Genomic DNA, 25,252 nt, shown 5'->3' with positions numbered 1-25,252 from the left:
AACCTGGAGTGCTGTCGAGGTCTCGGGGAGTGCGAGCAATGGAGGCCGAGTCGGAGCCGTACGTCCGTCTTGCGACGATGCGGCAGCTGCACCAGGCCGTGGCCGATCTCAATACGGCACGGAGCCTGGCCGACACACTGCAGACCGTGGCCGACGGAATCGTCGCCGGTCTCGGCTACGAGCTGGCCTGCGTCAATCTGGTCCGTCCCGACGGTGATCTCGTCGTCGCCGCCTTCGCGGGCAACAGCGCCGCCGAGGCCCTGATCACCGGCCGCGTGGGCTCCCGCACCTCCTGGGACCGCCGGCTCGCCATGGGCGAGGTCTGGGACGAGCTCCGCTTCATACCGCACACCGACGGCTGGGTCCTCCTCGACGACGACGTACCGCAGTGGCACACCGAGGGCCCCGAGCCCCGCTTCGAGGACGAGTGGCACCCGCAGGACCGGCTCTACGCGCCGATGTACGCCTCGGGCGGCGGCTCCGACCTCCTGGGCGTCATATCCGTCGACCGGCCGCGCAACGGACGCCGCCCCGGTGCCTGGGGCCGCGAGGCCCTGCAGATGTACGCGTCCCAGTCGGCCATCGCGATCAGCAACGCACGGCTCCGCGCCAACATGCAGCGGGCCCTGGTCCGCCTGGAGCGCGAGCAGCAGGCGCTGCGGGCCAGCGAGGAATCCTTCCGCCAGGCCTTCGAGTACGCCCCCAGCGGGATGGCCATCGCCGAGATGGGCGGCGACCAGCACGGCCGGCTGCTGCGCACCAACGACGCCCTGTGCCGGCTCCTGGGCCGCCCCGCCTCCGTGCTGCGGCGCTACTCCTTCGCCGATCTGGTCCACCCCGAGGACATCGGCACCCTGCTGCGCACCTCCGCCGAGGGCGGCCGGGCCGAGCTGCGGCTCGGCCGCAGGGACGGGACGTACCTCTGGGTCTCGCTGCGCAACTCCGTGGTGGCCGACACCGCGGACGGGCCGCGCTTCCTGCTCACGCACGTCGAGGACATCGAGGAGCGCAAGCGCCACGAGCTGAACCTCGCGCACCGCGCCTCGCACGACGCCCTCACCGGCCTGCCCAACAGCGCCGAGCTGCGCGCCCGCCTCGGGGCCCGGCTCTGCGCCCGCCCGCACGCGGTGGCGTCCACGGACGTGGAGGCGCTGGACGCGGCGTACGGGGACGTGGACGACGCGCGGGCGGCGGGCTTCCCCTCCGAGGGGCCGGGGGCCGGGCCGTTCGACCACCATGTGCATTCCGTCGCACCCGACACGGCTGCCGACGACGGTTCGAAGGGGCTCGCGGTCCTCTTCTGCGACCTCGACGGCTTCAAGTCGATCAACGACCGCTTCGGGCACCACACGGGTGACGCGGTTCTCATCGAGGTCGCCCGCCGGCTCACCACCTGCGTCCGGGACGGGGACACCGTCGCCCGGCTCGGGGGTGACGAATTCGTCGTTCTCGCGGACGGGCTGGGGGCCGCGGACGCCGCGGACCTGGCCGTACGCCTGCGTAACGCCATCATTCCGCCCATTCGGTTCGACGGCCGGGCGGTGCGGGTCGGGGCGAGCTTCGGCATCGGCTGGGCCGCCTGCGGGATGACGGCGGAAGAGGTGCTGCGCTCCGCCGACCAGCGGATGTACATCGAGAAGCGGTCCCGTTCCAAGGTTCACCGCAGGGCCGGCTGACGTTCTCCGGCGCGTCGTCCCCCTACCCCGCCCCGGTTCCCGCCGCGCCTCCGGCAATTCTTGGCGTGGTCCGTTCGGGGTAGGCTCGGCCGGTCGGCGACGGCTGGCGATATTCGGCGACGGCTGGCGACATGGTGAGGAGTGACCCAGGGATGGCCGGGAACAACGGCGCGAGCACACCCGAGGACGACGATCCGTTCGGCTACCTCTACGAGGACGGGCAGGCGGCCGGTGCACAGCCGCCGGGACAGGGCGGCTACGGCTACCCCGGCCCCGCCGCGCAGCCGGGTGTGCCCCGCACCTCGTACAACCAGGTGCGGACCGTCGGCGAGCGCCAGTACGGGCAGCAGGTGCCGCACCAGGGGTACGGCTACCCGCCCCAGGCGCCGAACGGCCCGTACGGCCAGCCGAACGCGCAGTACGCCGCCCCGGAGACCTACCCCGGCGGCGCCGCGACCGCGCAGGTGCCCCACCAGGGCGGCCGCGGCGGCGCAGGCGGTCCCGGCAAGGGCGGTCCGAACACCAAGGGTCTGCTGATCGCGGCGCTCGCCGTGGTCGCGGTGGTGCTCATCGGCATCGGTGTCGCGCTGCTCACCGGCGACGGCGACAAGGACAAGAAGAAGGACGAGGCGACGTCCTCGGCCGGCCCCGGCGACCAGGTCGAGGAGTCCCCGAAGCCGCAGGAGTCCGCGAGCCCGTCGGCCCCCGCGGAGCTGCCGAAGCAGGACGCCGCGTCGCTGAAGCTCGGCGGCACGGCCCAGCTCGACAACAGCGTCAAGGGTGCCAAGAGCGCCAGCGGCCAGTACATCAACCTCAACGAGGTGGGCCGGTCCGCGACCTGGTCGGTCGAGGTGCCGGAGGCCGGCGAGTACACGCTGTTCGTGACCTACGGCGTGCCGGGCAAGGACGCCAAGACGTCCCTGACGGTCAACTCCGAGGACCCCCGCGACATCAACATGAAGAACTTCGCCAACGCCCCCGAGGGCGATCTGGAGAAGGGCTGGACGACGACGTACGCCTACGTCAACCTGACCAAGGGTCCGAACACGCTGATGATCTCCTGCAACGAGGGAGATCAGTGCGATGCCAACCTGGACCAGCTGTCGCTGAAGGCCGGTCACCAGACCCGCTGACCCGCCAGGCCCGCACGCACGAGATCCGGCCCCCTCGCCTCCGGGCGAGGGGGCCGGTCCGTTGTCGCTCGTCCCTCAGCCCATCAGGGCGAGGAAGCCGGCCACCGTCGCGGCCATGGCCTCGCGGCCCGGGGCGATGTACTTGCGGGGGTCCACGCCGGTGGTGTGCTCGGCGAGGTAGGAGCGGACGGCTCCGGTGAACGCGGTGTTCAGGGCCGTGCCCACATTGATCTTGACCATGCCGGAGGTGGCGACCGCCTGGCGGATCTCCTCGTCCGGGACGCCGCTGGAGCCGTGCAGCACCAGCGGCACGGGCACGGCGTCGCGCAGCCGGCCGATCAGGGCGTGGTCCAGGGCGGCGGTGCGCTCGGTCATGGCGTGCGAGGAGCCGACCGCGACGGCCAGCGCGTCGACGCCGGTGGCGGCGACGTACGCGGCGGCCTCGGCCGGGTCGGTGCGGACGCCGGGGGCGTGGGCGTCGAGCGGGGCCTCGCCCTCCTTGCCGCCGACCTTGCCGAGCTCGGCCTCGATCCATATGCCGCGCTCATGGCCCCAGGCGACCGCCTCGGCGGTGGCCCGGACGTTCTCCTCGTAGCTCAGCTTGGAGGCGTCGAACATCACCGAGCCGAAGCCCTCGTCGTGCGCCTGGTGCAGCAGGTCCACGGACTCGACGTGGTCGAGGTGCAGGGCGAGCGGGGCGCCGGAGGTCCGGGCGACGGCGGCGGCCGCGGCGGCGACGGCGGAGAGCCGGCCGCCGTGGAACTTCACGGCGTTCTCCGAGATCTGGAGGATGGCGGGGGCCCCGGCACGCTCCGCGCCGGTGGCGATGGCCTCCGCGTGTTCCAGCGTGATGACGTTGAAGGCGGCGATCCCGCGTCCCTGCGCCTGGGCGGCGGAGACGAGTTCACCGGTGCTGACGAGCGGCATGCTGACCTCTGATGTTTTCCCCGGGTCCGGCGGGCGGTCCCGGTGCGGGTGCGCGGCGCTCAGGCCGCGCCTGGTGCGTGTTCCTCGATGGCGACGCGCGGCAGCAGCTCCTCGTAGGCCGCGCGGTCGAAGTCACCGGCGGTGGGGGCCAGCACGGTCGCCGTCGACAGTGCCACCGCCCTTCGCAGCCGGTCCGGCCAGCTCAGGCCCTCGACGAGGCCGGACAGCAGTCCGGCCACCGCGGAGTCGCCCGCTCCGGTCGGGTTGCCCTTCACGGGCGCGGGCGGCGCGGCCTGCCAGACCCCGTCCGGGGTCACCGCCAGCATGCCGTCCGGGCCCAGGGACGCGATGACCGCGTGGGCGCCCCGGCGCCGGGCGTCACGGGTGGCGCGCAGCGGTTCGCGGGAGCCGGTGAGCTGGGCGAGCTCGTCGGCGTTCGGCTTGATGAGGTCGGGGCGGGCGGCGATGCCCCGGCGCAGCGGTTCGCCGCTGGTGTCCAGGAGGACCGGGACGCCGGCGGTGCGGGCCAGCCGGACCAGTTCCGCGTAGGCGCCGACGTGGATGCCGGGCGGCAGGCTGCCGCACAGGGCGACCGCGTCGGCCGAGGTGAGCAGTTCTCCGTACGAGCGGAGGAACGCGGTCCATTCGGCGGCGGTGACCTGCGGTCCGGGCTCGTTGAACTGGGTGGTGTCGCCGGTGGCGCGGTCGACGACGGCCAGGGTGCGGCGGGTGTCGCCGGCGACCGGGACGAGCGCGTCGGTGACGGGCGCGGGGAGCGCGGCGAGCAGCTCGCGCAGGACGGCTCCGGTGGCGCCTCCGGCGAAGCCGGTGACGACGCTCTCGTGGCCGAGGGCGGTGAGGACCCGGGCGACGTTGACGCCCTTGCCGCCGGGGCGCTCGGAGAGGTCGGTGACACGGTGGCTGGAGTGCGGGACGAGTGCGGGGACCCCGTAGGTCAGGTCGAGTGCCGTGTTCAGCGTGACCGTGAGGATCACCTCGGCCGCTCCTTCGATCCGTGCTGAGCGCGGACCCCGTGCCAGAACGCGCTTTCCCTGCCTGTTTCCCTGGCGATCATGCCAAAGAGGGGGCGGTCGGCCCAGACCTCGGGGCCAACCGCCGTCTCTTCGTTACGTAGGCAACCTGCCCCGGCACGGGTGGTTATCGGGCGTTCTGCGGCCGAATGATCCACTCGCCCTTGCGCATGACTCCCTTGAGGGTGAAGTCGTCGTCCAGGACGACCAGGTCGGCGTCCTTGCCGGGCTCCAGCGAGCCGACCTTGTCGTAGACGCCGAGGAGCCGGGCGGGGTTGGCGGAGATGGACTGCACCACGTCGTCGACCGGGATGCGGTCGATGGTCACGGCCCGGTGGAAGGCGGTGTCCAGGGTGAGCGTGGAGCCGGCGATGGAGCCGCCCTCGACGAGCCGGGCGACGCCGTCCTCGACGTCCACGGCGAGCGGGCCGAGCTGGTAGCGGCCGTCGCCGAAGCCGGCCGCGTCCATGGCGTCGGTGATCAGCGCGACGCGGTGGGCGCCGGCGTGGTGGTAGGCGAGTTCGAGTGCGGCGGGGTGCAGATGCGTACCGTCGTTGATCAGCTCGACCGTGATCCGCTCGTCCTCCAGGAGGGCGGCGATCGGGCCGGGCGCGCGGTGGCCGAGCGCGGGCATCGCGTTGTAGAGGTGCGTGGCGACGGTGGCGCCCGCGTCGATGGCCTCGACGGTCTGCTCGTACGTGGCGTCGGTGTGGCCGATGGCCGCGATGACGCCGTGCTCGGCGAGCAGCCGTACGGACTCGATGCCGCCGGGCAGTTCGGTGGCGAGCGTGAACATCTTCGCGGTGCCGCGGGCGGCGTCCATCAGCTTGCGGACCTCGGCCGGGTCCGGGTCGCGCAGCAGCGCCTCGCTGTGCGCGCCCTTGCGGCAGGGGGAGATGAAGGGGCCCTCGAAGTGGATCCCGGCCAGGTCGCCCTGCTCGACCAGCTCGGAGAGGATGCCGGCGCGCTCGGCGAGGAAGTCCATCTCGCCGGTGACGGTGGAGGCGACCAGGGTGGTGGTGCCGTGCTCGCGGTGGGTGCGGACACCGGTCAGGACCTCGTCCACGGTGCCGGAGGTGAAGGACGCGCCGCCGCCGCCGTGGTTGTGCATGTCGACGAAGCCGGGCACGATCCAGTGGCCGGACAGGTCGACCGTCTCGGCGCCCTCCGCCCGGCTGCCGGCGATGCGGGTGCCCTCGACGATCACCCGGCCGTCCTCGACGGTGCCGGTGGGGAGTACCACCCGGGCCCCTGCGAGAACGGTGCTGTCTGCGCGTCCGGCCATCAGGCGGATACCTCCGTGGAGAGTAGATCCCAGGCGAGCAGCCCTGCGCCCAGGCATCCGGCGGTGTCCCCGAGGGCCGCCGGGACGATGTGGGGCAGCTTCTGGAACGTGACGCGTTCCTCGACGGCCGCACGGAGTGGTGTGAACAAGGTTTCCCCCGCCTCGGCGAGACCGCCACCGATGATGATCGTGCGGGGGTCCAGCAGGGTGAGCGCGGTGACCAGCCCGGCGGCGAGCGCGTCGACGGCGTTGTGCCACACCTCGACGGCGCGGGGGTCGCCCGATTCGACGGCCTTGGCGCAGTCGGCGGCGTCGGCCTCGGGGTCGCCGGCGGCGGTGGCCCAGGCGCGGCTGACGGCGGAGGCGGAGGCCAGGGTCTCCAGACAGCCGCGCTGGCCGCAGCCGCAGTCCGGGCCGTCCGGCCGGACCACGACATGGCCGATCTCGCCCGCGTAGCCGTGGGCGCCCTCCTCGATGGCGCCCGCGATGCCGATGGCCCCGGCGATGCCGGTGCCCAGCGGGATGAACAGGAAGCGGTCCGCGCCCTTGCCCGCGCCGATCCGGCCCTCGGCGAGGCCGCCGGTCCTGACGTCGTGGCCGAGGGCCACGGGGAGGCCGCCGAGGCGTTCGCCGAGCAGCCGGCGCATGGGGACGTCGCGCCAGCCCAGGTTGCTGGCGTAGACGGCGATCCCGTTCTCGGCGTCGACGATGCCGGGCACGGCGACACCCGCCGCGAGGGCGCTCTCGCCGAAGTGCTCCTCGCCGTGGGCGCGCAGCTCGGCGGCGAAGGAGAGGATCGACTCCACGACGGCGTCGGGACCGCGCTCTCTGCCGGTCGCGCGCCGTGCCTCGTGGAGCAGGGTGCCGTCGGCCCCGACCAGTGCGGCCTTCATCCCGGTGCCGCCCACATCGAGGGCGATGACGTGTTTCACGGGAAACAGTTTCGCCCGACGAACCCCAAAAGGTCTAGTCCACTATCGCTGTTTGTTGCGCATCCATACAAAATCCGGGGCGCAACCCGGCGGCAATCCGCCGACATCAGGACGCAACCGCCCGACGGTTTTCCGCCGGGCGGCCGTCCTTCGGGCAACGACGTCAGTTCGACGGCACGCCCTGGCCCGGCAGGATCACGCTGCGGGACAGATTGCGTGGGTGGTCCGGGTCGTACCCCTTGGACTCGGCGAGCACCACCGCCAGTCGCTGGGCGCGGATCAGGTCGGCCATCGGGTCCGCAGACGGGTGCGCGACCAGCGTCCCGCCGACCCCCGCGACCTCGCCCGCCAGCCCCTCGGGCAGGGTGCCGAAGACCCATGCCACCCGGTTCGGTCCGGTGATCGCGATCGGCCCGTGGCGGTACTCCATCGCGGGGTACGACTCCGTCCAGGCGCCGGCCGCCTCGCGCATCTTCAGCCCGGCCTCCTGTGCCAGGCCGTAGGTCCAGCCGCGCCCCAGGAACGTCCACTGCTCTGCCGCGACCACCGTCTCGTCCAGCGGCTCGGTCACCGCGAGCTCCGCGTCGACGGCGGCCTCGGCGACCGTCTTCACGCCGGCCGGAAGCGGGCCCGCCGCCTCCAGTCCGGCCCGCAGGAAGGCGAGCGCGGTGGTGGCGAACCGGGTCTGGACGACCGACTCCTCGTCCGCCCAGTCCAGTACGGCCACCGCGTCGGCGGCCTCCATCACCGGTGTCTTCGGGTCCGCGGTCAGCGCGACGGTGGGCGTCGTGCCGCGCAGCTCGCCCAGCAGCGCCAGTACCTCGCTCGTCGTACCGGAGCGGGTGATCGCCACCACCCGGTCGTAGCGCCGCCCGGCGGGGAACTCCGAGGAGGCGTACGCGTCCGTCTCGCCCTGTCCCGCGGCCTCCCGCAGCGCCGCGTAGGCGATGGCCATGAACCACGAGGTGCCGCACCCGGTGACGGCGACCCGCTCGCCCGGACGCGGCAGCCCGTCGAAGGCCGCGCCCGCCTGCGCGGCACGCCTCCAGCAGCTGGGCTGGGTGGCAATTTCAGATGCGGTACGGGACATGCGGGACGGCTCCTTGCGGCTGGGCGGTGGCGGGGAGACTCGGCGATACCGTAGACGTACGCATAAAGGTCTGGACCAATAAGGCCCTTACGTCGAGACCTACTTAGCAGTCGCCCGGCGTCGCGTGCAATGCTGCTGCGTTGCGGAAGCGATATCCCAGTGGTGTAGACCTCGCTGGGAGAGGTGGGGGAAAATCGCAGCTCACCCGGGAGGTGCCACGAGCACGTGGTGGCCGGGGGTGACGTAATCGACGAGGACGGACTGGGCTGTGCAGCGGCGCTACTTGGGACTGACGGCGGCTGTCGCCGCCATGGGGATGACGGCAACGCTGTCCGGCTGCGGCGGTGGCAGCGGCTCGGGCGACGTCACGCTGAAGGTGGTCGCGGCCGATTACGGCACGAGCGCGGCGAACAAGTCCGACAAGTACTGGGACAAGGTCGCCCGGAGCTTCGAGGCCTCCCACCCCGGCATCAAGGTCGAGGTGACCGTCCTGCCGTGGACGGACGTCGACCGCAAGGTCGCCGAGATGGTGAAGGCCGGCAAGGCCCCCGACATCGCGCAGATCGGCGCGTACGCGGACTACGCCAAGGCCGGCAAGCTCTACCCCGCCGACCAGATGCTCAGCATCCCCACCCAGGCGAACTTCCTGCCGAAGCTCGCGGACGCCGGGCGGGTCAACCGCATCCAGTACGGGCTGCCCTTCGTGGCCAGCACCCGGCTGCTCTTCTACAACAAGAAGCTCTTCAGCCAGGCGGGCCTCCAGTACCCGAAGACCTGGGCCGACATCGCGGCCGACGCGACCGTGCTCAAGCAGCGCGGGGTGACGTACCCCTTCGCGCTGCCGCTGGGCCAGGAGGAGTCCCAGGCCGAGACGCTGATGTGGCTGCTCAGCGGTGGCGGTTCCTACACCGACGACATCGGCTCGTACAACATCGACTCCCCGGAGAACGTCAAGACGTTCGACTGGCTGAAGTCGCACCTCGTCGACAAGGGCCTCGTCGGCCCGGTCGCCCCCGGCAAGCTCAACCGGGCGCAGGCCTTCGAGGCCTTCACCAAGGGGAAGGTCGGCATGCTCAACGGCCACCCGACCCTGATGGAGGAGGCGGAGCAGCAGGGCGTGGACGTCGGCATGGTGCAGCTGCCCGGCCCCGACGGTCCCACCAAGGGGTCGATGGGTGTCGCCGACTGGATCATGGGGTTCAAGCAGAACGGCCACCGGACCGAGATCGGCAAGTTCTTCGACTTCATGTTCAGCGACAAGAACGTGATCGAGTTCGCCGACACCTACGACCTGCTGCCGGTCACGGACAGTGCGTCGGCGTCGATGGAGGACGACCCGAAGTACAAGCCGCTGCACAAGTTCCTGGCCTCGCTGACCAACGCGGACTTCTACCCGTTCGGCAAGACGTCCTGGGCCCAGGCGAGCGCGTCGATCAAGGAGAACATCGGCAAGGCGGTGGAGCCGGGCGCGAACCCCGAGACCGTGCTCGCGCACATAGCGCAGGAGTCGACGGCGGCCGAGAGCGCGGAGTAGCCGTTGCCGGCGCCCCATATATTGGCTGATATGACCGCCCTCCCCCCGAACGGCCCCGACGGCCCCGACGAGCCCGCCCCGCTGTCCGACCGGGACCGCGCGGTCCTGGCCGTCGAGCGGCAGTCGTGGGCCGGGCCGGGGGCGAAGGAGCGGGCGATCAGGGAGCGGCTGGGGATCTCCCCGACGCGCTACTACCAGCTGCTGAACGCTCTGCTGGACGACCGGCGGGCGCTGGCGGAGGACCCGGTCACGGTCAACCGCCTCCGCCGCGTCCGAGAAGCCCGCCGGGGCCGCCGCTGACCCCGGGGTCCGGGGGCGGCGCCCCCGGGGACGCCCCCGCCGATAGGCTCGGGGCATGGGCAGCCACCCGCACACCCCGTCTCTGCCGGACCCCACCACCCCCGCCGGAAGCGAGGGGCTCGCCGCGCTTCTCGCGAGGCCCGAGAAGGCCGTCGTCGCGCTCGATTTCGACGGCACCCTCGCCGACATCGTCCCGGACCCGGAACAGGCCCGCGCACACCCCGGCGCCGTCGAGGCGCTGGCCGCGCTCGCTCCTCGGGTCGCCTCCGTCGCCGTGATCACCGGCCGCCCGGCCGGCGTCGCGGTCCGCTACGGCGGCTTCGCCGGGGTCGCGGGCCTCGATCACCTCGTCGTCCTCGGCCACTACGGCGCCGAGCGCTGGGATGCCGTCTCCGGCACCGTCCACGCCCCCGCCCCGCACCCCGGCGTCGCCGCCGTACGGGCCGAACTCCCGGGCGTGCTGGACCGGTTCGACTCCTGGCACGGCACGTGGACAGAGGAGAAGGGCCAGGCGCTCGCGGTCCACACCCGCCGCGCCGCCGACCCGCAGGCGGCCTTCGAGGCGCTGCGCGGCCCCCTCGGCGAGCTTGCCGCCGCGCACGGGCTGATCGTCGAACCGGGCCGCCTGGTGCTGGAGTTGCGCCCGCCCGGCATGGACAAGGGCGTGGCCCTCACCGAGTACGTGCGCGAGACCGGCGCCGAGTCCGTGCTCTACGCGGGCGACGACCTCGGCGACCTCGCCGCGTTCGCCGCCGTGGAGAAGCTCCGCACCCGGAGCCCCGGCGTCCCCGGCCTGCTGATCTGCAGCGGCAGCGCCGAGGTGCCCGAACTGGCCGAGCGCGCCGATCTCGCGGTGCCCGGCCCTGGGGCCGTCGTGGAGTTCCTGTCAGCCCTGGCGCAGCGCCTCTAGCTGGTCCAGGAACCACTGCTGCGGCGGCAGCGCGGTGGCCGCCGCGGCCAGCCGCTTCGAGCGGGCGGCCCGTTCGTCGTCGGCCATCGTCAGCGCCTCGTGCAGGGCGTCGGCGGTGGCCGAGACGTCGTACGGGTTCACCGTGACCGCGTCCTCGCCCAGCTCCTCGTGCGCCCCGGCCTCCCGCGACAGCACCAGCGCGCAGCCCTGGTCGGAGACGACCGGGACCTCCTTGGCGACCAGGTTCATCCCGTCCCGGATCGGGTTGACGAGCGCCACGTCCGCCAGCCGGTAGGCCGCGAGGGAGCGGGCGAAGTCGTCCTTCACATGGAGGACGACCGGCGTCCAGTCCGGCGTCCCGAACTCCGCGTTGATCCCGTCCGCGACGCGCTGGACCTCGGCGGTGTAGTCCCGGTAGACCGCCAGGTCCTGCCGCGAGGGGTAGGCGAACGCGATGTGGACGACCTCGCCGCGCCACTCGGGCCGCTCGTCGAGCAGGGCGCGGTAGGCGTGCAGCCCGCGGACGATGTTCTTCGACAGCTCCGTACGGTCCACCCGCACGATCGTCCGGCGGCCCGGACCCACCTGCTCCCGCAGGGTCTCCATCCGCTCGTCCACGTCCGCCTCGTGCGCCCGGCGGCGCAGGAAGTCCGCGTCGGCGCCGAGGCCGTGCACCCCGATCCGGGTGCGGCCGGTGCCGCCCAGCAGCTCCGTACAGCAGCTGATGAAGGCGTCGGCCCAGCGGCGGGTCAGGAAGGCGGCCCGGTCGGCGCCGAGGATGCCGCGCAGCAGCTGCTCGGCGATGTCGTCGGGCAGCAGCCGGAAGTAGTCGACGGGCGCCCACGGGGTGTGCGAGAAGTGGCCGATCCGCAGGTCGGGGCGGAGCTCGCGGAGCATGCCGGGCACCAGCGACAGGTGGTAGTCCTGCACCAGGACCGCCGCGCCCTCGCCCGCCTCCTCGGCAAGGGCCTCGGCGAAGGCCCGGTTGTACGTCTCGAAGGAGGCCCACTGGCGGCGGAACTCCGCGTCGAAGACGGGCTCCAGCGGGGTCTGGTAGAGCAGGTGGTGGACGAACCACAGCACGGAGTTGGCGATGCCGTTGTACGCGTCGGCGTGCACGTCCGCGTCGATGTCGAGCATCCGGACGCCCGGCTCGCCGACCCCGCGCCGCACCGCCTCGCGGTCGCCGTCCCCGAGGGCCGCGCACACCCACATCTTGTCGTCGACGGCGCTCAGGCCGGAGACGAGCCCGCCCCCGCCCCGCTTCGCGTCGAGGGCGCCGTCCTCACGGAGGGTGTACGACACCGGGCCGCGGTTGGACGCGACGAGAACCTGGGCAGCGGGCTGGGGGGCGTGCTCGGAGACCATGGGCGGAATCTAGCCCGATCGTGATCCGCCCAAACGTACGAAGCCGTCCGGGCTCATGCCGCGCGGCGCGCGACGTACTCCTCGATCTCCCGCATCGGCGGACGCTCCTCGGTGTCCACCGGGTAGGTGTGCGGGACGAAACCGTCCTCGCCGCGCTCGAACTGCGTCAGCGAGGGGCGCACCAGATGCCCCCGGGACAGCCGCAGCTGCGCCGTCCGGTAGATGGCCGCGGCCATCCGGCCGAGCGCCTGGCCGTCCTGGTGGCGGTGTTTCCTGACCCCCACGTCCACCTGGGCGAGGGCGTCGAGGCCGACGGTGTGCAGGGCGTCGACGAGCAGGCCCAGCTCCACTCCGTAACCGACCGGGAAGGGCAGCCGCTCCAGCAGCGAGCGGCGTACCGCGTACTCGCCGCCCAGCGGCTGGACGAAGCCGGCCAGCAGCGGCCAGTGCAGATTGAGCAGCGGGCGGGCCACCAGCTCGGTCACCCGGCCGCCCTGGCCCGCGGCCTCGCCGAGCGGGCGGTCGTACATCGCCTTGACGAACTGCACGTCCGGGTCGGTCAGCAGCGGGCCGACGATGCCCGAGACGAAGTCCGCGGAGAAGTCCTTGAGGTCCGCGTCGATGAAGCACACGATGTCGCCGCCGGTCACCAGGAGCGACCGCCACAGGACCTCGCCCTTGCCGGGGACGGCCGGGAGGCGGGGCAGGATCGCGTCCCGGTGGACCACCCGGGCGCCCGCCCGGCGGGCCACCTCGGCGGTGGCGTCCGTGGAGCCGGAGTCGATCACCACCAGCTCGTCGACCAGGCGGACCTTCTCCATCAGCTCGCGCCGGACCGTCGCCACGATGTCGCCGACCGTGGCCGCCTCGTTCAGCGCGGGCAGCACCACGCTCACGCCCGGCCGCCCGGGGCCCGGGGCGAGCGGGAGCCGTTCCAGCGGGCGGTCGGCGGCGGACCAGGAACGCCTGGTCAGCCAGCGTTCGACCTCTTCCAGCACGGTCGATACTCCCTGCATGTGATCCATCTCGCGGTACGGACGACTATCTCAACAGTCCGGTGCTTCGGTTACAGTCTTGAACAACGCAGACGGCCATCGCATGCCGGGGTCCGTCCGCCGACAAACGCCTGGATCCATGATCCAGTGCCACAGCGCTCATCCAGAGGGACTGAGGGAACGGCCCGTTGAAGTCCCGGCAACCCTCCTGCCGACCGCGAGGTCAGGTGGGGAAGGTGCCAATTCCGTCTTGTGGCGAAATGCGTCACAAGGAAGATGAGGAGAAAGGGCCTCGCCATCATGGCTGTTGAGACTGTTGCAGCAAACACCGATCTTTCCGTGGACCTCGGTCCCGCCGCGGCGCTTTCCTGCCGCGAATGCGGAGAGCGATTCGCACTCGGACCCCTTTTCGCCTGCGCGTCCTGTTTCGGGCCGCTCGAAGTGGCGTACGACCTGCCGAGCGGCTCCCCGGACGAGCTGAAGAAGCGCATCGAGGCCGGCCCGAACAACATCTGGCGCTACGCGCCGCTGCTGCCGGTCCCCTCCGATGTCGCGGACAAGCCCAACATCAACCCCGGCTTCACCAAGCTGGTCAAGGCCGACAACCTCGCCCGTGAGCTGGGCGTCACCGGCGGTCTGTACGTCAAGGACGACTCCGGCAACCCGACGCACTCCTTCAAGGACCGCGTCGTCGCGATCGCCGTCGAGGCCGCCCGTGCCTTCGGATTCACCACCCTCTCCTGCTCCTCCACCGGCAACCTCGCCGGCGCGGTGGGTGCCGCCGCCGCCCGCGCGGGCCTGCGGTCCTGTGTGTTCATCCCGCACGACCTGGAGCAGGGCAAGGTCGTCATGGCCGCGGTGTACGGCGGTGAGCTGGTCGGCATCGAGGGCAACTACGACGACGTCAACCGCTTCTGCTCCGAGCTCATCGGCGACCCGCTCGGCGAGGGCTGGGGCTTCGTCAACGTCAACCTGCGGCCGTACTACGGCGAGGGCTCCAAGACCCTGGCGTACGAGATCTGCGAGCAGCTCGGCTGGCGGCTGCCCGACCAGATCGTCATCCCGATCGCGTCCGGCTCGCAGCTCACGAAGATCGACAAGGGGCTCCAGGAGCTGATCAGGCTCGGCCTGGTCGAGGACAAGCCGTACAAGATCTTCGGCGCCCAGGCCGAGGGCTGCTCCCCGGTCTCCGCCGCCTTCAAGGCCGGCCACGACGTCGTGCGCCCGCAGAAGCCGAACACCATCGCCAAGTCCCTGGCGATCGGCAACCCGGCCGACGGCCCGTACGTCCTGGACATCGCCCGCCGCACCGGCGGCGCCGTCGAGGACGTCGACGACGAGCAGGTCGTCGATGCGATCAAGCTGCTGGCCCGCACCGAGGGAATCTTCGCCGAGACCGCCGGCGGGGTGACGGTCGGTGTGACGAAGAAGCTGATCGACGCCGGTCTGCTCGACCCGGCGCTCACCACCGTCGTCCTGAACACCGGTGACGGCCTCAAGACGCTGGACGCGGTGGCCGCCACCTCGCAGGCGACCGCCACGATCCGCCCGAGCCTGGACGCCTTCCGCGCCGCCGGCCTCGCCACCACCAGCTGACCACCCGAGACTTCAGGAAGGCACCCACCATGAGCGTCAAGGTCCGCATCCCCACCATCCTCCGCACCTACACGGGCGGCCAGGCCGAGGTCACGGCCGAGGGCGACACCCTCTCCCAGGTCATCGCGTCCCTGGAGCAGGACCACCCGGGCATCGCCGCCCGCGTCCTGGACGACCAGGGCAAGCTGCGCCGCTTCGTGAACGTGTACGTCAACGACGACGACGTGCGCTTCGAGGGCGGCCTCGAAGCGGTCACCCCGGACGGTGCCGGCGTCTCGATCATCCCCGCCGTGGCCGGCGGCTGCTGATCCGCTTCGGCTCCACAGCGTCACCGGAATTGCCCCCTCTGCGAGAGAAGCGGAGGGGGCAATTCTGCATGGTTGAGAGGGGTAGAGTGAGGGAAGTCCCCATCGCTGCCCGTGCCGCCCGCATATGAGAATGCGCCCGGCCGCGACAAGAAGCAGCCAAAGTGACCGATCCCCTTGCGCCATAAGTCGCCTTTGCCTGGCCCGACTTGCCCTGCAATCTCGTGAATTCCTCATATTCGGGCGATCGGTGCTGCCCAGAATTCTCGTCCGATTGACCTGTTGCAGAGGGCAGTTGGGCAGATACATTCGGCCGCGGTCGACGCGTTCCGGCGCACGCACCCTCTCCTGTCGGAGGGTGAGTTCTGACCCGGGTCCGCGAAGTGCGGTCCTGTGCAAGGGCCAGTAATAGGGGAGTTAGGCATGGCTCAGGGCACCGTCAAGTGGTTCAACGCGGAGAAGGGGTACGGCTTCATCGCGGTCGACGGTGGTGCGGATGTTTTCGTCCACTACAGCGCGATCCAGATGGACGGGTACCGCACCCTCGAAGAGGGTCAGCGAGTTGAATTCGAGATCTCGCAGGGCCAGAAGGGGCCGCAGGCGGACATGGTCAAGCTCGCCGTCGGCTGAGCCCGGCCGGGCGCGACGCGGTAGGCCGACGACACTACTCACGCACGAAGGGTCCGTACCCCCGGGGGTACGGACCCTTCGTGCGTCCCGGGGCCGGGTGTCCCGGGTGTCCCGGGTGTCCTGAACGGTGCGCCCGGCCCCCGCTCCGTCCACACTCCGGAGGGGGACGCTTGCACTCTCGGGGGTCGAGTGCTAATCATTGGGCTTAGCACTCTCCAGGTGAGAGTGACAGAAACTTGGACCGGGCCGGTGAGGCCCGCAGGCGTGGCGGGGCAAGGAACCGCCAGGCACGCAGGCCGTCCGTCGCGGGCGCCACTCGGTCCGGAGAAATCCACCCCTGTCCGGGAGGACCACTTCACATGGCCAAGATCATCGCGTTCGACGAGGAGGCCCGGCGCGGTCTCGAGCGCGGCATGAACCAGCTCGCCGACGCCGTCAAGGTCACCCTTGGCCCCAAGGGTCGCAACGTCGTCCTCGAGAAGAAGTGGGGCGCCCCCACGATCACCAACGATGGTGTTTCCATCGCCAAGGAGATCGAGCTGGAGGACCCGTACGAGAAGATCGGTGCGGAGCTGGTCAAGGAGGTCGCCAAGAAGACGGACGACGTCGCCGGCGACGGTACGACCACCGCCACCGTTCTCGCTCAGGCGCTCGTCCGCGAGGGCCTGCGCAACGTGGCCGCGGGTGCGAACCCGATGGCTCTCAAGCGGGGCATCGAGAAGGCCGTCGAGGCCGTCTCCGCCGCCCTCCTGGAGCAGGCCAAGGACGTGGAGACCAAGGAGCAGATCGCTTCGACGGCCTCCATCTCCGCCGCCGACACCCAGATCGGCGAGCTCATCGCCGAGGCCATGGACAAGGTCGGCAAGGAAGGCGTCATCACCGTCGAGGAGTCCCAGACCTTCGGTCTGGAGCTGGAGCTCACCGAGGGTATGCGCTTCGACAAGGGCTACATCTCGGCGTACTTCGCCACGGACATGGAGCGCATGGAGTCGTCCCTCGACGACCCGTACATCCTGATCGTGAACTCGAAGATCAGCAACGTGAAGGACCTCCTTCCGCTGCTCGAGAAGGTCATGCAGTCCGGCAAGCCGCTGCTGATCATCGCCGAGGACGTCGAGGGCGAGGCCCTGTCGACCCTGGTCGTCAACAAGATCCGTGGCACCTTCAAGTCCGTCGCCGTCAAGGCCCCGGGCTTCGGTGACCGCCGCAAGGCCATGCTCGGCGACATCGCCATCCTCACCGGTGGCACCGTCATCTCCGAGGAGGTCGGCCTCAAGCTGGAGAACGCCGGTCTCGACCTGCTCGGCCGCGCCCGCAAGGTCGTCATCACCAAGGACGAGACGACGATCGTCGACGGCGCCGGTGACAGCGACCAGGTCCAGGGCCGCGTCAACCAGATCCGTGCCGAGATCGAGAACTCCGACTCGGACTACGACCGCGAGAAGCTCCAGGAGCGTCTGGCGAAGCTGGCCGGCGGCGTGGCCGTCATCAAGGCCGGTGCCGCCACCGAGGTCGAGCTCAAGGAGCGCAAGCACCGCATCGAGGACGCGGTGCGCAACGCCAAGGCCGCCGTTGAGGAGGGCATCGTCGCCGGTGGTGGCGTGGCTCTGCTCCAGGCCTCGGCCGTCTTCGAGAAGCTGGAGCTCTCGGGTGACGAGGCGACCGGCGCCAACGCCGTCAAGCTGGCGCTGGAGGCCCCGCTCAAGCAGATCGCCGTCAACGGTGGTCTCGAGGGTGGCGTCGTCGTCGAGAAGGTGCGCAACCTGCCGATCGGTCACGGCCTCAACGCCGCGACCGGCGAGTACGTCGACATGATCGCCGAGGGCATTCTCGACCCGGCGAAGGTCACGCGCTCCGCCCTGCAGAACGCCGCGTCCATCGCCGCGCTCTTCCTCACCACCGAGGCCGTCATCGCCGACAAGCCGGAGAAGGCCGCTGCCGCGGGCGCTCCGGGCGGCATGCCGGGCGGTGACATGGACTTCTGATCCTGACGGATCAGCAGCTCCTGCACAGCTGTACACGGCACCGGCCCCCGGGGACTCGTCCCCGGGGGCCGGTGCCGTTCGCGTCCGTCATCGGCTGAACACCATCTCCGGGAAGCGGGCCGACGGACCGTCCAGCAGATGGTCGTTGTGGCCGCGCAGCCAGCGGTCGAAGAACGACAGCTCATAGGCCCGGCTCGCGGCGGCCCCCTCCGGGCCTCCGAAGTGGGCGGCCGCCGCGGCGGTCATGTGCGGCACCGGGCGCCCGGGCCCGCCGGGCGCGGCGGGGTAGCGGACGGTGATCATCAGCTCGCGGTACGGGGAGGCGTCCGGTGCCCATGGCTCGGGCCGGGAGCGGTCGACCAGGCGGAGGGTGGTGGACCCGACGCCGAACGGGCCGGTGGGGCGCGGCAGCCGGGCGGCGGGCGCGCACTGCGCGGCGGGGGTGCGGGCGCCCCCGCCGCCGGACGCGACGGACGGCACGGCGGAGGCGGCCAGCAGGGCGGAGGCGGCGAGCCCGGTGACGACCAGCTGCCGGCGGTCGTGGGTGCGCGGACGCGGGACTGTGGTCACCTGGGACTCCCCGTTCGGGCGGCTTCGCACACGGTGTGCGGCGGACGCTTCGAACGATGCCCGTCCGGGGCCGGTGGGCGCGTGATACCCGGGTGCTCACCGGGCCGGGCGGCCCCTGGCACCTGGGTATGACAGGGCGTCCGGGTCAGCCGGTCCGACGGCCCGTCCGGTGCCGGATCCAGACGTTCGGTTCGGCGTAGACCGCGCGGTCGTGGGCGAGTTCGCACCGTACGGGCACGAGCGCGCCCGGCACCTCGGTCTCGCCGTCGCGGTCGAAGGGCAGGCCCGTCCACTCCCGCCACTGCGCCAGCGAACCGCTGACCGTCATCGAGGCGGGGGCGACCTTCTCGACGGTGCCGCCGTTCCTGACGTGCACCCGCAGCCACGGGTCCTCCGGCAGCCCGTCCTCGCGCAGACGGCCGACGTACTCGGCCATCGGAACGCCCGGGTGCAGATGCTTGGCCGTCGGGCGCACCGGCGCGACCAGCGCGTCGTGCCCCTGCCCGGCGGCGGCGTCCCGCAGCGCCTCCAGCATCCGGTACGAGAGCCCGCGGCCCAGGTACGCCTGGTCCACGGTGATCTCCAGCGCGCTCGCCGCCGTCACCGACCGCCCGCTCCACCGGTCCTGGAACGCCCAGCTCAGCACCCGGTCCCAGCCCTGGTCGGGCATCTCCTCGCGGCTCTCGCCGGTGCCGTCGAAGGGGACGGCGAGGCCGCGCGCGACCACCCGGTCGCCGTCGGTCGCCACCACGCAGTACGCGGTGAACTCCCGCACCACCAGGCCCAGCAGGGCGCTGCCGACCAGGTCGTGCGGGACGAAGGCCGGCCAGGTGTCGTCGATCTCGTAGACCCGGGGGATCAGGGCGGGCCGCTCGGCGAGCGGGGTGATCAGGATGGCGTCGTGTGCGGTGGTCACGGTCCCGCACTGTGCCACAGCCACCGCGTCGCCCGCCAGGGTGTTTCTCCTGGTCAGCCCATGTCCAGACCGTCGACGAGCCGGCTCAGGAAGCGCTCGAACGTGGCGTCGGGGGTGCCCGGCCGCCCGGCCGACGCGAGCGCCTCGGCCAGCTCAGGGTGGTGGCCGTCGGCGGCGACCTCGGCGAGGTAGAGCGCCTCGGCGGCGGCCTGTTCGGGCGCCTGCGCGGCCCGGGCCCGGCCGATCTCGTAGGCCGTGTGGCCCGCCACGAACGCGGTGAGCTGGGCGAAGATCTCCAGCCGCGCGGCCCCGTCGAGCCCGCTGGGGCGCAGGGCGGCCAGGGCGTGTTCGAGGAAGGCGAGGACATGGGGGCCGAGGGTGCGGCGGTCCTGCACGGCGGCGGGCAGCCAGGGGTGGCGGAGCATGTGGGCGCGCTGGAGCCGGCCGATGGCCTTGAGGTCGGTGCGCCAGTCGCCGGTGAGGGGGCCGGTGGTGGGGAGTTCGCCGCTGACGTGGTCGATCATCAGGTCCAGCAGTGTCTCCTTGTCGGGGGCGTAGCTGTACAGCGACATGACGCCGGCGCCCACCTCCGCCGCGACCCGGCGCATGGTGACCGCCTCGATCCCCTCGGCGTCCGCGAGCGCGACGGCCGCCGCCGTGATCGCCTCGCGGCTGAAGGCGGGCCTGCGCCCCCGGCGGGGCCGGTCCGGGTGCAGCCAGAGCTCTCGTGGGTCGACGCCGGTGGCGCCGGGCCCGTCGGCACGGGTCACGGCCTGCCCTTCCTTCCTCGCGTCGGTACCGCCTGTGTAGGCCATCCAAGCATCCACTATTCTCGTACGCAGTACGAGAATGACGGTACGAGCATCCCGCGACCGATGGAGGCGAACGATGACACCACCCGCGCACGACGCCCTGCCGAGGCCCGCACGGACGACATCGGCGGCGAAACCGCCGCTGTCGTCCCGGCTGATGAGGGCGGCCTGGCGGAGTCTGCCGGCCGCCCGCTTCCGAGTGGGCCGGGAGCCGGGTCTCACGGTGCCCGCGGCCGACGGCAGCCCGCTGGTCACCGACCACTACTTCCCGCGCGCCGAGGGTGACTTCCCGACGCTGCTGGTGCGCTCGCCGTACGGAAGGGGCCTGCCGTGGTCCCCGCAGTACGGGATGCTCTTCGCCGAACAGGGCTTCCACGTCGTCCTCCAGAGCTGCCGGGGCACCGGCGGCTCGGGCGGGGACTTCCATCTGTGGCGCAACGAGAGCGCCGACGGCCTGGCCGCCGTCGCCTGGCTGCGCTCACAGCCCTGGTTCGACGGCCGGCTCGGCACAGTGGGGCCCAGCTACCTCGGCCATGTCCAGTGGGCCCTGGCGCTCGACCCCCCGCCGGAGCTGAAGGCCATGGTGGTGCAGGTCGGGCTGCACGACCCGTACGCCCTCTTCCACACCGGCGGGGTGCTCCATCTGGAGACCGCGCTCGCCGTCGGCGCCGGCATGACCCACCAGCACCGGGGCATGGGGCCGTTCCTCCGGGCGGCCCTGCGGCTCCAGCGCCGGATGCGCTCACTCGTCACCGCACGGCCGCTCCTCGGGGCGTACGGGCCCGCGCTCGGCGGTGAAGTGCCCTGGCTGGACGAGGTGATGACGCACCCGGACCCGGACGACCCGTACTGGCGGGGCGCGTCCGCCGGGGAGGCGGCGGACGGGTCGGCCGTCCCCACCGCCCTCGTCACCGGATGGCACGACGCCCTCCTCGACCAGACCCTCGAGCAGTACGGCCGGCTGCGCCGGGCGGGCCGCGAGCCCGCGTTGCTCGTCGGCCCCTGGACCCACACCTCTGCCCTCCAGAAGGGCTGGCCCGAGGTGTTCGCCGAGTCCCTCGGCTGGCTCCGCGCCCATCTGTGCGACGACCCCTCCGGCCTGCGCCCGACCTCCGTACGCGTGCACATCGGCGGTGCGGACGCGGCCTGGCGCGATCTCGACGCCTGGCCGCTCGGCCCGGCCACGGCCTCGTGGTTCCCCACGGCGGACGGCCATCTCACCGCGCAGCCGCCCACGGACGCCGCGCCCCTGGCGTCCGTCCGCCAGGACCCGGCCGACCCCACCCCGTCCGTGGGCGGCCCCCTCCTCTCCCGTACGGCGGGGCCGCGCGACAACAGCGCCCTGGAGGCGCGCGCCGACGTACTGACCTTCACCGGCCCCGTCCTGACCGAGCCCCTCACCCTGCTCGGACCGGTCTCGGCCCGGATCGGCGCGGCCACGGACACCGGGTACGGCGACGTCTTCAGCCGCCTGTGCGATGTCGACCCGCAGGGGCGCTCCACCAACGTCTGCGACGGGACTGCCCAAGTGCGCACCACCGCCGGGGACCCTGTGCGGGTGACCGTGGCGATGAGCGCGACCGCGTACCGCTTCGGAGCCGGCCACCGCGTCCGCTGGCAGATCAGCGGCGGCGCGCACCCGCGTTTCGCGCCGAACCCCGGCACGGGTGAAGCACGGTCCACGGCAACGGAGTTCGTGCCCGTACGCCTCACCGTCCACGCGGACTCGGAGCTGATGCTGCCCACCGGCGGCCCGGGGCCGGTTGCTCCGCAGGAGGGCCCCGCCTAGGGTCGTCCGATGGCTTACGACGACCTCTGGGAGTACGCGCCGGACGAGGGCATCGCCCGGCACGGGGAGTTCAGGCTGACCGTGGTCGAGCAGCCGTTTCCCGACGGCACCGGCGCTCTTCCCGCCCATGACCCGGTGCGGGCACGGGAGTTCGCGGCCTCGCTCGGCACGGTCGACGCCGTGGTCGAGGAGGCCGGGCGGATCGAGGCGGTCGAGCGGATGCCGTTCGCCACTCGCGCGGACCTCGACCTCGTCGGTGTCGGGTGCTGGGGGAGGGTGACCGAGGTCAACGATCCGGCCCTGGTGACGGCCGGGGGGTCCTTCCCCCTGGCCGAGCAGGCGGACGCGCTGGCCGCGCGCTTCCCCGGCGCGGTCGTCATCGGCTCGGCCCGGATCGACCACGGCGTGGCCTACCGCGCCCAGGTGATCCACCACCCCGACGGTGTACGGCTGTTCGCGGCGGGGTGGAGCGGCGAGAACGACTGGGACCGGGACGGTTCCGTGCGGGAGGTCGCCCGGGCGTTCGGGATCGGCGCCGGGGATCTGGCGGGTGCGGGCCTCGAACTCGACGATTCCGACGGGGACTTCGACTGGGAGGGCCTGGCGCGGCTCGCGCTGCGGCGGGTCGGGCCACTGGCGCGCGCCGGGCGCACGCTCTCCGTGTTCCGGGTCCGGCGCACCGAGGAGGCCGCCGGGGATCTGGAGGACACCTGGATCGGGGAGCAGGAGGACGCGTCCGACGACGGGTTCGACGAAGAGTTCTGAACGTAACGATCCGAACATGAGGAGATTTGGCGGGGACATGCCGAATTAACCCCTGGATCTCAACGGACTCGCCCCTAGATTGAACAACGGGCGGCGCACTCACATCAGTTGGCCTCGGAACCAACGGCGCCGCCTCACGGGGAGAAGTCAGTGAGTATCCGAATACACCCTCCTGCGCGCCCTCGGCGCGTATGGTCACGCCTCGCGCTCGCCGTCACCGCTGCGGCCGCTCTGACCCTGACCGGCCTTCCTGCCCTTGACCAGGCGGATGCCGCGAAGGCGCCGAACGTCAAACCGGTCCGGTGCGACGAGAAGTTCCTCAAGAAGACGTACCCGTCCACACCGGCCAACTCCGGCCCGCCGGACAGCCTTCCGTACGACGCGTGGCCGAACGACGAGAACTACACGTACGACAACCCGGCCAAGGCGTACGACGGGGTGCAGCCGCCGACCGAGGCGCAGCGCAAGACCGCGGGGACCAACTACCGCAAGTGGCAGCGCGCGTACAACAAGTCGAAGAACCCCGCGGACAAGGTCATGGAGATCTACGCCCGCTACAACAGCCAGTACAACAAGGCCAAGGGGATCAAGGACTTCCGGAGCTATCTGGATGTGCGCTACATCGGCAACCACGGCAATCCGCGCCGGGGCGAGGCCTTCGAGGCGCGCATGGTCAAGAAGTACAACATGATCGGGCCGGACTGGTGGTGCCAGGACCCGATCGAGTACAAGGACCCGGAGACCGGCGAGAAGCGCACGCGTGTCGTGGACGCGCACAACCGGCGCACCGAGCGCAAGGTCGAGATGAAGTCCAACGGCAAGATCGAGAACGATCAGCTCAGGGCGGACCGGCAGATCGCCAAGGAGCGGCCGAAGTCCACGTTCCGCTATCTGACCGGGGCCAGGACCGAGGACTCGACGCGGAAGAAGATCGCGCAGTTCGACGAGGACCTGAAGCGGGACCGGGGCACCGCCCGCACCCAGGCGGGTGTCAACGAGCGGCGCTCCAACGCCATCGAGCGCACCCAGAAGCCGAACGTCTACACGAAGTACGACCCGCGCTTCAACCCCGACCCGCTCAAGGGCGGCCGGGGCCCGATCATCGACCAGGCCCTGCGGTCCGGGAAGACGGTCGAGGAGGCGCGCCGGCTCCAGGCGCTCTACAACCAGAACAACCGGGGCGGCTACTTCGGCCGGGGGCCGGGCGGCATCGACTTCTCCACCATGGAGATCAGCTACGTCGGTACGCCGGTCAAGGGCAAGGGCCTCGACTACTCGATGAAGGCCGACTACGTGAAGGACCCGGACGCCGCTCCGGGGTACGGCGGTGACGCCAAGCTCCAGCTGGCCTCGGACGCCTTCTTCACCTGGCTGGCGCTGACGCCGGACAAGTTCTGGGTCAACCTGAACCCGGTCCGGCCCGACCTGATCATGGACAAGGACTTCGCGAAGACGGATGCCGGGCGCGTCCTGCTGGAGGCCGACCTGATCCTCAAGCACGACTACGCGGATGCGATGAACCCCGACAAGTACGAGCGCGGGGAGCGGTTCTGGAAGGCGGCGCCGCGTACTCCGGAGGGCATGCCCTGCCTGCCGATCATCCGGCAGTGGATCACTCCGAAGCCCGCGAAGATCCGCGAGCAGGACGGCGGGATCTACATCCTGGACGCCCCGCTGAAGGTCAACATGGAGGTCCCCACGGGCCCCGATGTGCCCGCCTCCTCCTGCAAGCTCACCGACACGCAGACCAAGCAGGCCGAGGAGCTGATCCTCTCGACGATCCAGCCCGAGCTGGAGCGCCGGGTCAACGACGACGCCTCGTACGCCGATCTGCGCCGCGTCTACTCCTCGCGGGTGGCCGCCGAGTACATCCGCCGCAAGGACGCGGTGGACGCGACCGACTTCCGGAAGATCATCAACAGCAATGACGTGAAGCGGTGGCCGCTCAGGGGCGAGAACAAGAACTGGGACAAGAAGACCGTCTACGACAAGTACGTCGACTCGTTCAGGAACGGCGACTACAAGTTCGAGCGGGTCTACGACGGCAAGGTGTGGATCCTGTCCATGGGCGGGGTCGACTTCTCCAAGGCGCCGAAGAAGAACATCACCCGCACCCAGTTCAACACCGAGCACCGGGGCCTGGACAGGACGACCAGGACGTCCGTGCAGGCCGAGGTGACCTACCGGGACAGTGAGACCGCCTACCTCGGCGGGAGCACGGCGGACCAGCCGACGAGTCCGGAGGACCCGAAGCCGACGCCGACGCCGACGGGTACGGGCGGCCCGAAGCCGACCGACGGCCCGTCGAGCCCGGCGCCGAGCGCGTCCGCGCCGGGCGGCGGCGGTCACACCACCCCGCCGGCGAAGGACCCGGAAGGCGACCTCGCCCACACCGGGAACGATCTGCCGGTCGGTCTGATCACGGGGGCGGCCGCGGGCCTGGCCGTCGTGGGCGGCGCGCTGACGTGGTGGATGCGACGCAGGAGGGCCCCGGGTCACTGACCCTGTCTCTCCTCCGCCTGCACGCTGTCCCCCGCACCCGCTCGTGTCCTGGGTGCGGGGGACAGCTTTTGCGCTCGGTCACGCAAAAAAATGACGAGACAACGCAGTTGGGAGTCAGTCGGGAGAAAACTGCTCGCAGGAGTCTTGTGGGCCGGGATGTACGGGTCCTACTGTCGCCTCACCTCATGGCGGCGGCGACTC

22 protein-coding genes and 1 riboswitch are annotated in these 25,252 nt (G+C 71.6%); of the genes, 12 read left to right on the top strand and 10 right to left on the bottom strand.

What is annotated here, in order from left to right:
• Nucleotides 1-38 precede the first annotated feature (38 nt).
• A complete protein-coding gene (gene cdgB, locus RLT58_RS15855) occupies nucleotides 39-1,676 on the top strand; it encodes a diguanylate cyclase CdgB (protein WP_311311032.1) in 1,638 nt (545 codons plus the stop codon).
• Between the two features lie 152 nt (nucleotides 1,677-1,828).
• Nucleotides 1,829-2,809: a carbohydrate-binding protein gene (locus tag RLT58_RS15850; RefSeq protein ID WP_311311031.1), complete on the top strand. Its 981-nt coding sequence runs from the start codon at nucleotides 1,829-1,831 to the stop codon at nucleotides 2,807-2,809.
• A gap of 75 nt (nucleotides 2,810-2,884) precedes the next feature.
• Here RLT58_RS15850 and RLT58_RS15845 read toward each other — a convergent pair whose 3' ends face one another.
• From RLT58_RS15845 to RLT58_RS15825, 5 genes are all read right to left on the bottom strand, one after another.
• Complete coding sequence (locus RLT58_RS15845; RefSeq protein ID WP_311311030.1) at nucleotides 2,885-3,736, bottom strand: class II fructose-bisphosphate aldolase; 852 nt, start codon at nucleotides 3,734-3,736, stop codon at nucleotides 2,885-2,887.
• A gap of 59 nt (nucleotides 3,737-3,795) precedes the next feature.
• Nucleotides 3,796-4,731: a 1-phosphofructokinase family hexose kinase gene (locus tag RLT58_RS15840; RefSeq protein WP_311311029.1), complete on the bottom strand. Its 936-nt coding sequence runs from the start codon at nucleotides 4,729-4,731 to the stop codon at nucleotides 3,796-3,798.
• A gap of 163 nt (nucleotides 4,732-4,894) precedes the next feature.
• Nucleotides 4,895-6,052 carry an N-acetylglucosamine-6-phosphate deacetylase gene (gene nagA, locus RLT58_RS15835; RefSeq protein WP_311311028.1) on the bottom strand — a complete coding sequence of 386 codons (1,158 nt, stop codon included), beginning with the start codon at nucleotides 6,050-6,052 and terminating at the stop codon, nucleotides 4,895-4,897.
• On the bottom strand, nucleotides 6,052-6,945 hold the full coding sequence (locus RLT58_RS15830) for an ROK family protein (RefSeq protein WP_399131891.1): 894 nt from the start codon (nucleotides 6,943-6,945) through the stop codon (nucleotides 6,052-6,054). Before RLT58_RS15830 ends, nagA begins: the two co-directional genes overlap by 1 nt.
• 202 nt (nucleotides 6,946-7,147) lie before the next feature.
• Nucleotides 7,148-8,074 (bottom strand): SIS domain-containing protein, encoded by a 927-nt coding sequence (locus RLT58_RS15825; RefSeq protein WP_311311026.1) that lies wholly within the window; start codon nucleotides 8,072-8,074, stop codon nucleotides 7,148-7,150.
• Nucleotides 8,075-8,384: 310 nt separating this feature from the next.
• Here RLT58_RS15825 and RLT58_RS15820 point away from each other — a divergent pair, with 310 nt between their 5' ends.
• From RLT58_RS15820 to otsB, 3 genes are read left to right on the top strand one after another with little or no spacing between them, the layout of a single operon-like run.
• Nucleotides 8,385-9,608, top strand: a complete 1,224-nt coding sequence (locus tag RLT58_RS15820; RefSeq protein ID WP_311314533.1) for an extracellular solute-binding protein — start codon at nucleotides 8,385-8,387, stop codon at nucleotides 9,606-9,608.
• A gap of 30 nt (nucleotides 9,609-9,638) precedes the next feature.
• Entirely contained in the window at nucleotides 9,639-9,908 is a 270-nt protein-coding gene (locus RLT58_RS15815) for a DUF3263 domain-containing protein (protein ID WP_311311025.1), read from the top strand.
• A 55-nt stretch (nucleotides 9,909-9,963) separates the two neighbouring features.
• Complete coding sequence (otsB, locus tag RLT58_RS15810; protein ID WP_311311024.1) at nucleotides 9,964-10,818, top strand: trehalose-phosphatase; 855 nt, start codon at nucleotides 9,964-9,966, stop codon at nucleotides 10,816-10,818.
• Here the strand turns inward: otsB and RLT58_RS15805 are convergent.
• Nucleotides 10,795-12,186: an alpha,alpha-trehalose-phosphate synthase (UDP-forming) gene (locus RLT58_RS15805; RefSeq protein WP_311311023.1), complete on the bottom strand. Its 1,392-nt coding sequence runs from the start codon at nucleotides 12,184-12,186 to the stop codon at nucleotides 10,795-10,797. The genes otsB and RLT58_RS15805 overlap by 24 nt on opposite strands.
• A 53-nt stretch (nucleotides 12,187-12,239) precedes the next feature.
• Nucleotides 12,240-13,184, bottom strand: coding sequence for a glucosyl-3-phosphoglycerate synthase (locus tag RLT58_RS15800; RefSeq protein ID WP_311314532.1), 945 nt, complete (start codon nucleotides 13,182-13,184; stop codon nucleotides 12,240-12,242).
• Nucleotides 13,185-13,337: 153 nt separating this feature from the next.
• Nucleotides 13,338-13,464, top strand: a riboswitch (SAM riboswitch).
• Between the two features lie 17 nt (nucleotides 13,465-13,481).
• Here RLT58_RS15800 and thrC point away from each other — a divergent pair.
• From thrC to groL, 4 genes are all read left to right on the top strand, one after another.
• Nucleotides 13,482-14,777 (top strand): threonine synthase, encoded by a 1,296-nt coding sequence (gene thrC / locus RLT58_RS15795; RefSeq protein WP_311311022.1) that lies wholly within the window; start codon nucleotides 13,482-13,484, stop codon nucleotides 14,775-14,777.
• A 29-nt stretch (nucleotides 14,778-14,806) separates the two neighbouring features.
• Nucleotides 14,807-15,085: a MoaD/ThiS family protein gene (locus RLT58_RS15790; protein ID WP_311311021.1), complete on the top strand. Its 279-nt coding sequence runs from the start codon at nucleotides 14,807-14,809 to the stop codon at nucleotides 15,083-15,085.
• Between the two features lie 420 nt (nucleotides 15,086-15,505).
• Nucleotides 15,506-15,712, top strand: coding sequence for a cold-shock protein (locus RLT58_RS15785; protein WP_003967346.1), 207 nt, complete (start codon nucleotides 15,506-15,508; stop codon nucleotides 15,710-15,712).
• A gap of 359 nt (nucleotides 15,713-16,071) precedes the next feature.
• On the top strand, nucleotides 16,072-17,697 hold the full coding sequence (gene groL, locus RLT58_RS15780; protein WP_311311020.1) for a chaperonin GroEL: 1,626 nt from the start codon (nucleotides 16,072-16,074) through the stop codon (nucleotides 17,695-17,697).
• 87 nt (nucleotides 17,698-17,784) lie between these two features.
• On the opposite strand, the gene RLT58_RS15775 is transcribed toward groL, so the two are convergent.
• The 3 genes from RLT58_RS15775 to RLT58_RS15765 all read right to left on the bottom strand — a co-directional run bounded on the left by RLT58_RS15775 (nucleotide 17,785) and on the right by RLT58_RS15765 (nucleotide 19,953).
• Complete coding sequence (locus RLT58_RS15775) at nucleotides 17,785-18,267, bottom strand: hypothetical protein (protein WP_311311019.1); 483 nt, start codon at nucleotides 18,265-18,267, stop codon at nucleotides 17,785-17,787.
• Nucleotides 18,268-18,412: 145 nt separating this feature from the next.
• Nucleotides 18,413-19,183 carry an N-acetyltransferase gene (locus tag RLT58_RS15770; protein ID WP_311311018.1) on the bottom strand — a complete coding sequence of 257 codons (771 nt, stop codon included), beginning with the start codon at nucleotides 19,181-19,183 and terminating at the stop codon, nucleotides 18,413-18,415.
• Nucleotides 19,184-19,236: 53 nt separating this feature from the next.
• Nucleotides 19,237-19,953, bottom strand: a complete 717-nt coding sequence (locus tag RLT58_RS15765; RefSeq protein ID WP_311311017.1) for a TetR/AcrR family transcriptional regulator — start codon at nucleotides 19,951-19,953, stop codon at nucleotides 19,237-19,239.
• 118 nt (nucleotides 19,954-20,071) lie between these two features.
• Here RLT58_RS15765 and RLT58_RS15760 point away from each other — a divergent pair, with 118 nt between their 5' ends.
• The 3 genes from RLT58_RS15760 to RLT58_RS15750 all read left to right on the top strand — a co-directional run bounded on the left by RLT58_RS15760 (nucleotide 20,072) and on the right by RLT58_RS15750 (nucleotide 25,051).
• Entirely contained in the window at nucleotides 20,072-21,784 is a 1,713-nt protein-coding gene (locus tag RLT58_RS15760) for a CocE/NonD family hydrolase (RefSeq protein ID WP_311311016.1), read from the top strand.
• Nucleotides 21,785-21,793: 9 nt separating this feature from the next.
• Nucleotides 21,794-22,549, top strand: a complete 756-nt coding sequence (locus tag RLT58_RS15755; protein ID WP_311311015.1) for a DUF6333 family protein — start codon at nucleotides 21,794-21,796, stop codon at nucleotides 22,547-22,549.
• A gap of 150 nt (nucleotides 22,550-22,699) precedes the next feature.
• On the top strand, nucleotides 22,700-25,051 hold the full coding sequence (locus tag RLT58_RS15750) for a hypothetical protein (RefSeq protein WP_311311014.1): 2,352 nt from the start codon (nucleotides 22,700-22,702) through the stop codon (nucleotides 25,049-25,051).
• The last annotated feature ends 201 nt before the right edge of the window (nucleotides 25,052-25,252 follow it).

The organism is Streptomyces sp. ITFR-16, assembly GCF_031844705.1.
Taxonomy (GTDB): domain Bacteria; phylum Actinomycetota; class Actinomycetes; order Streptomycetales; family Streptomycetaceae; genus Streptomyces.
This window is presented reverse-complemented; position numbering and strand designations above follow the sequence as displayed.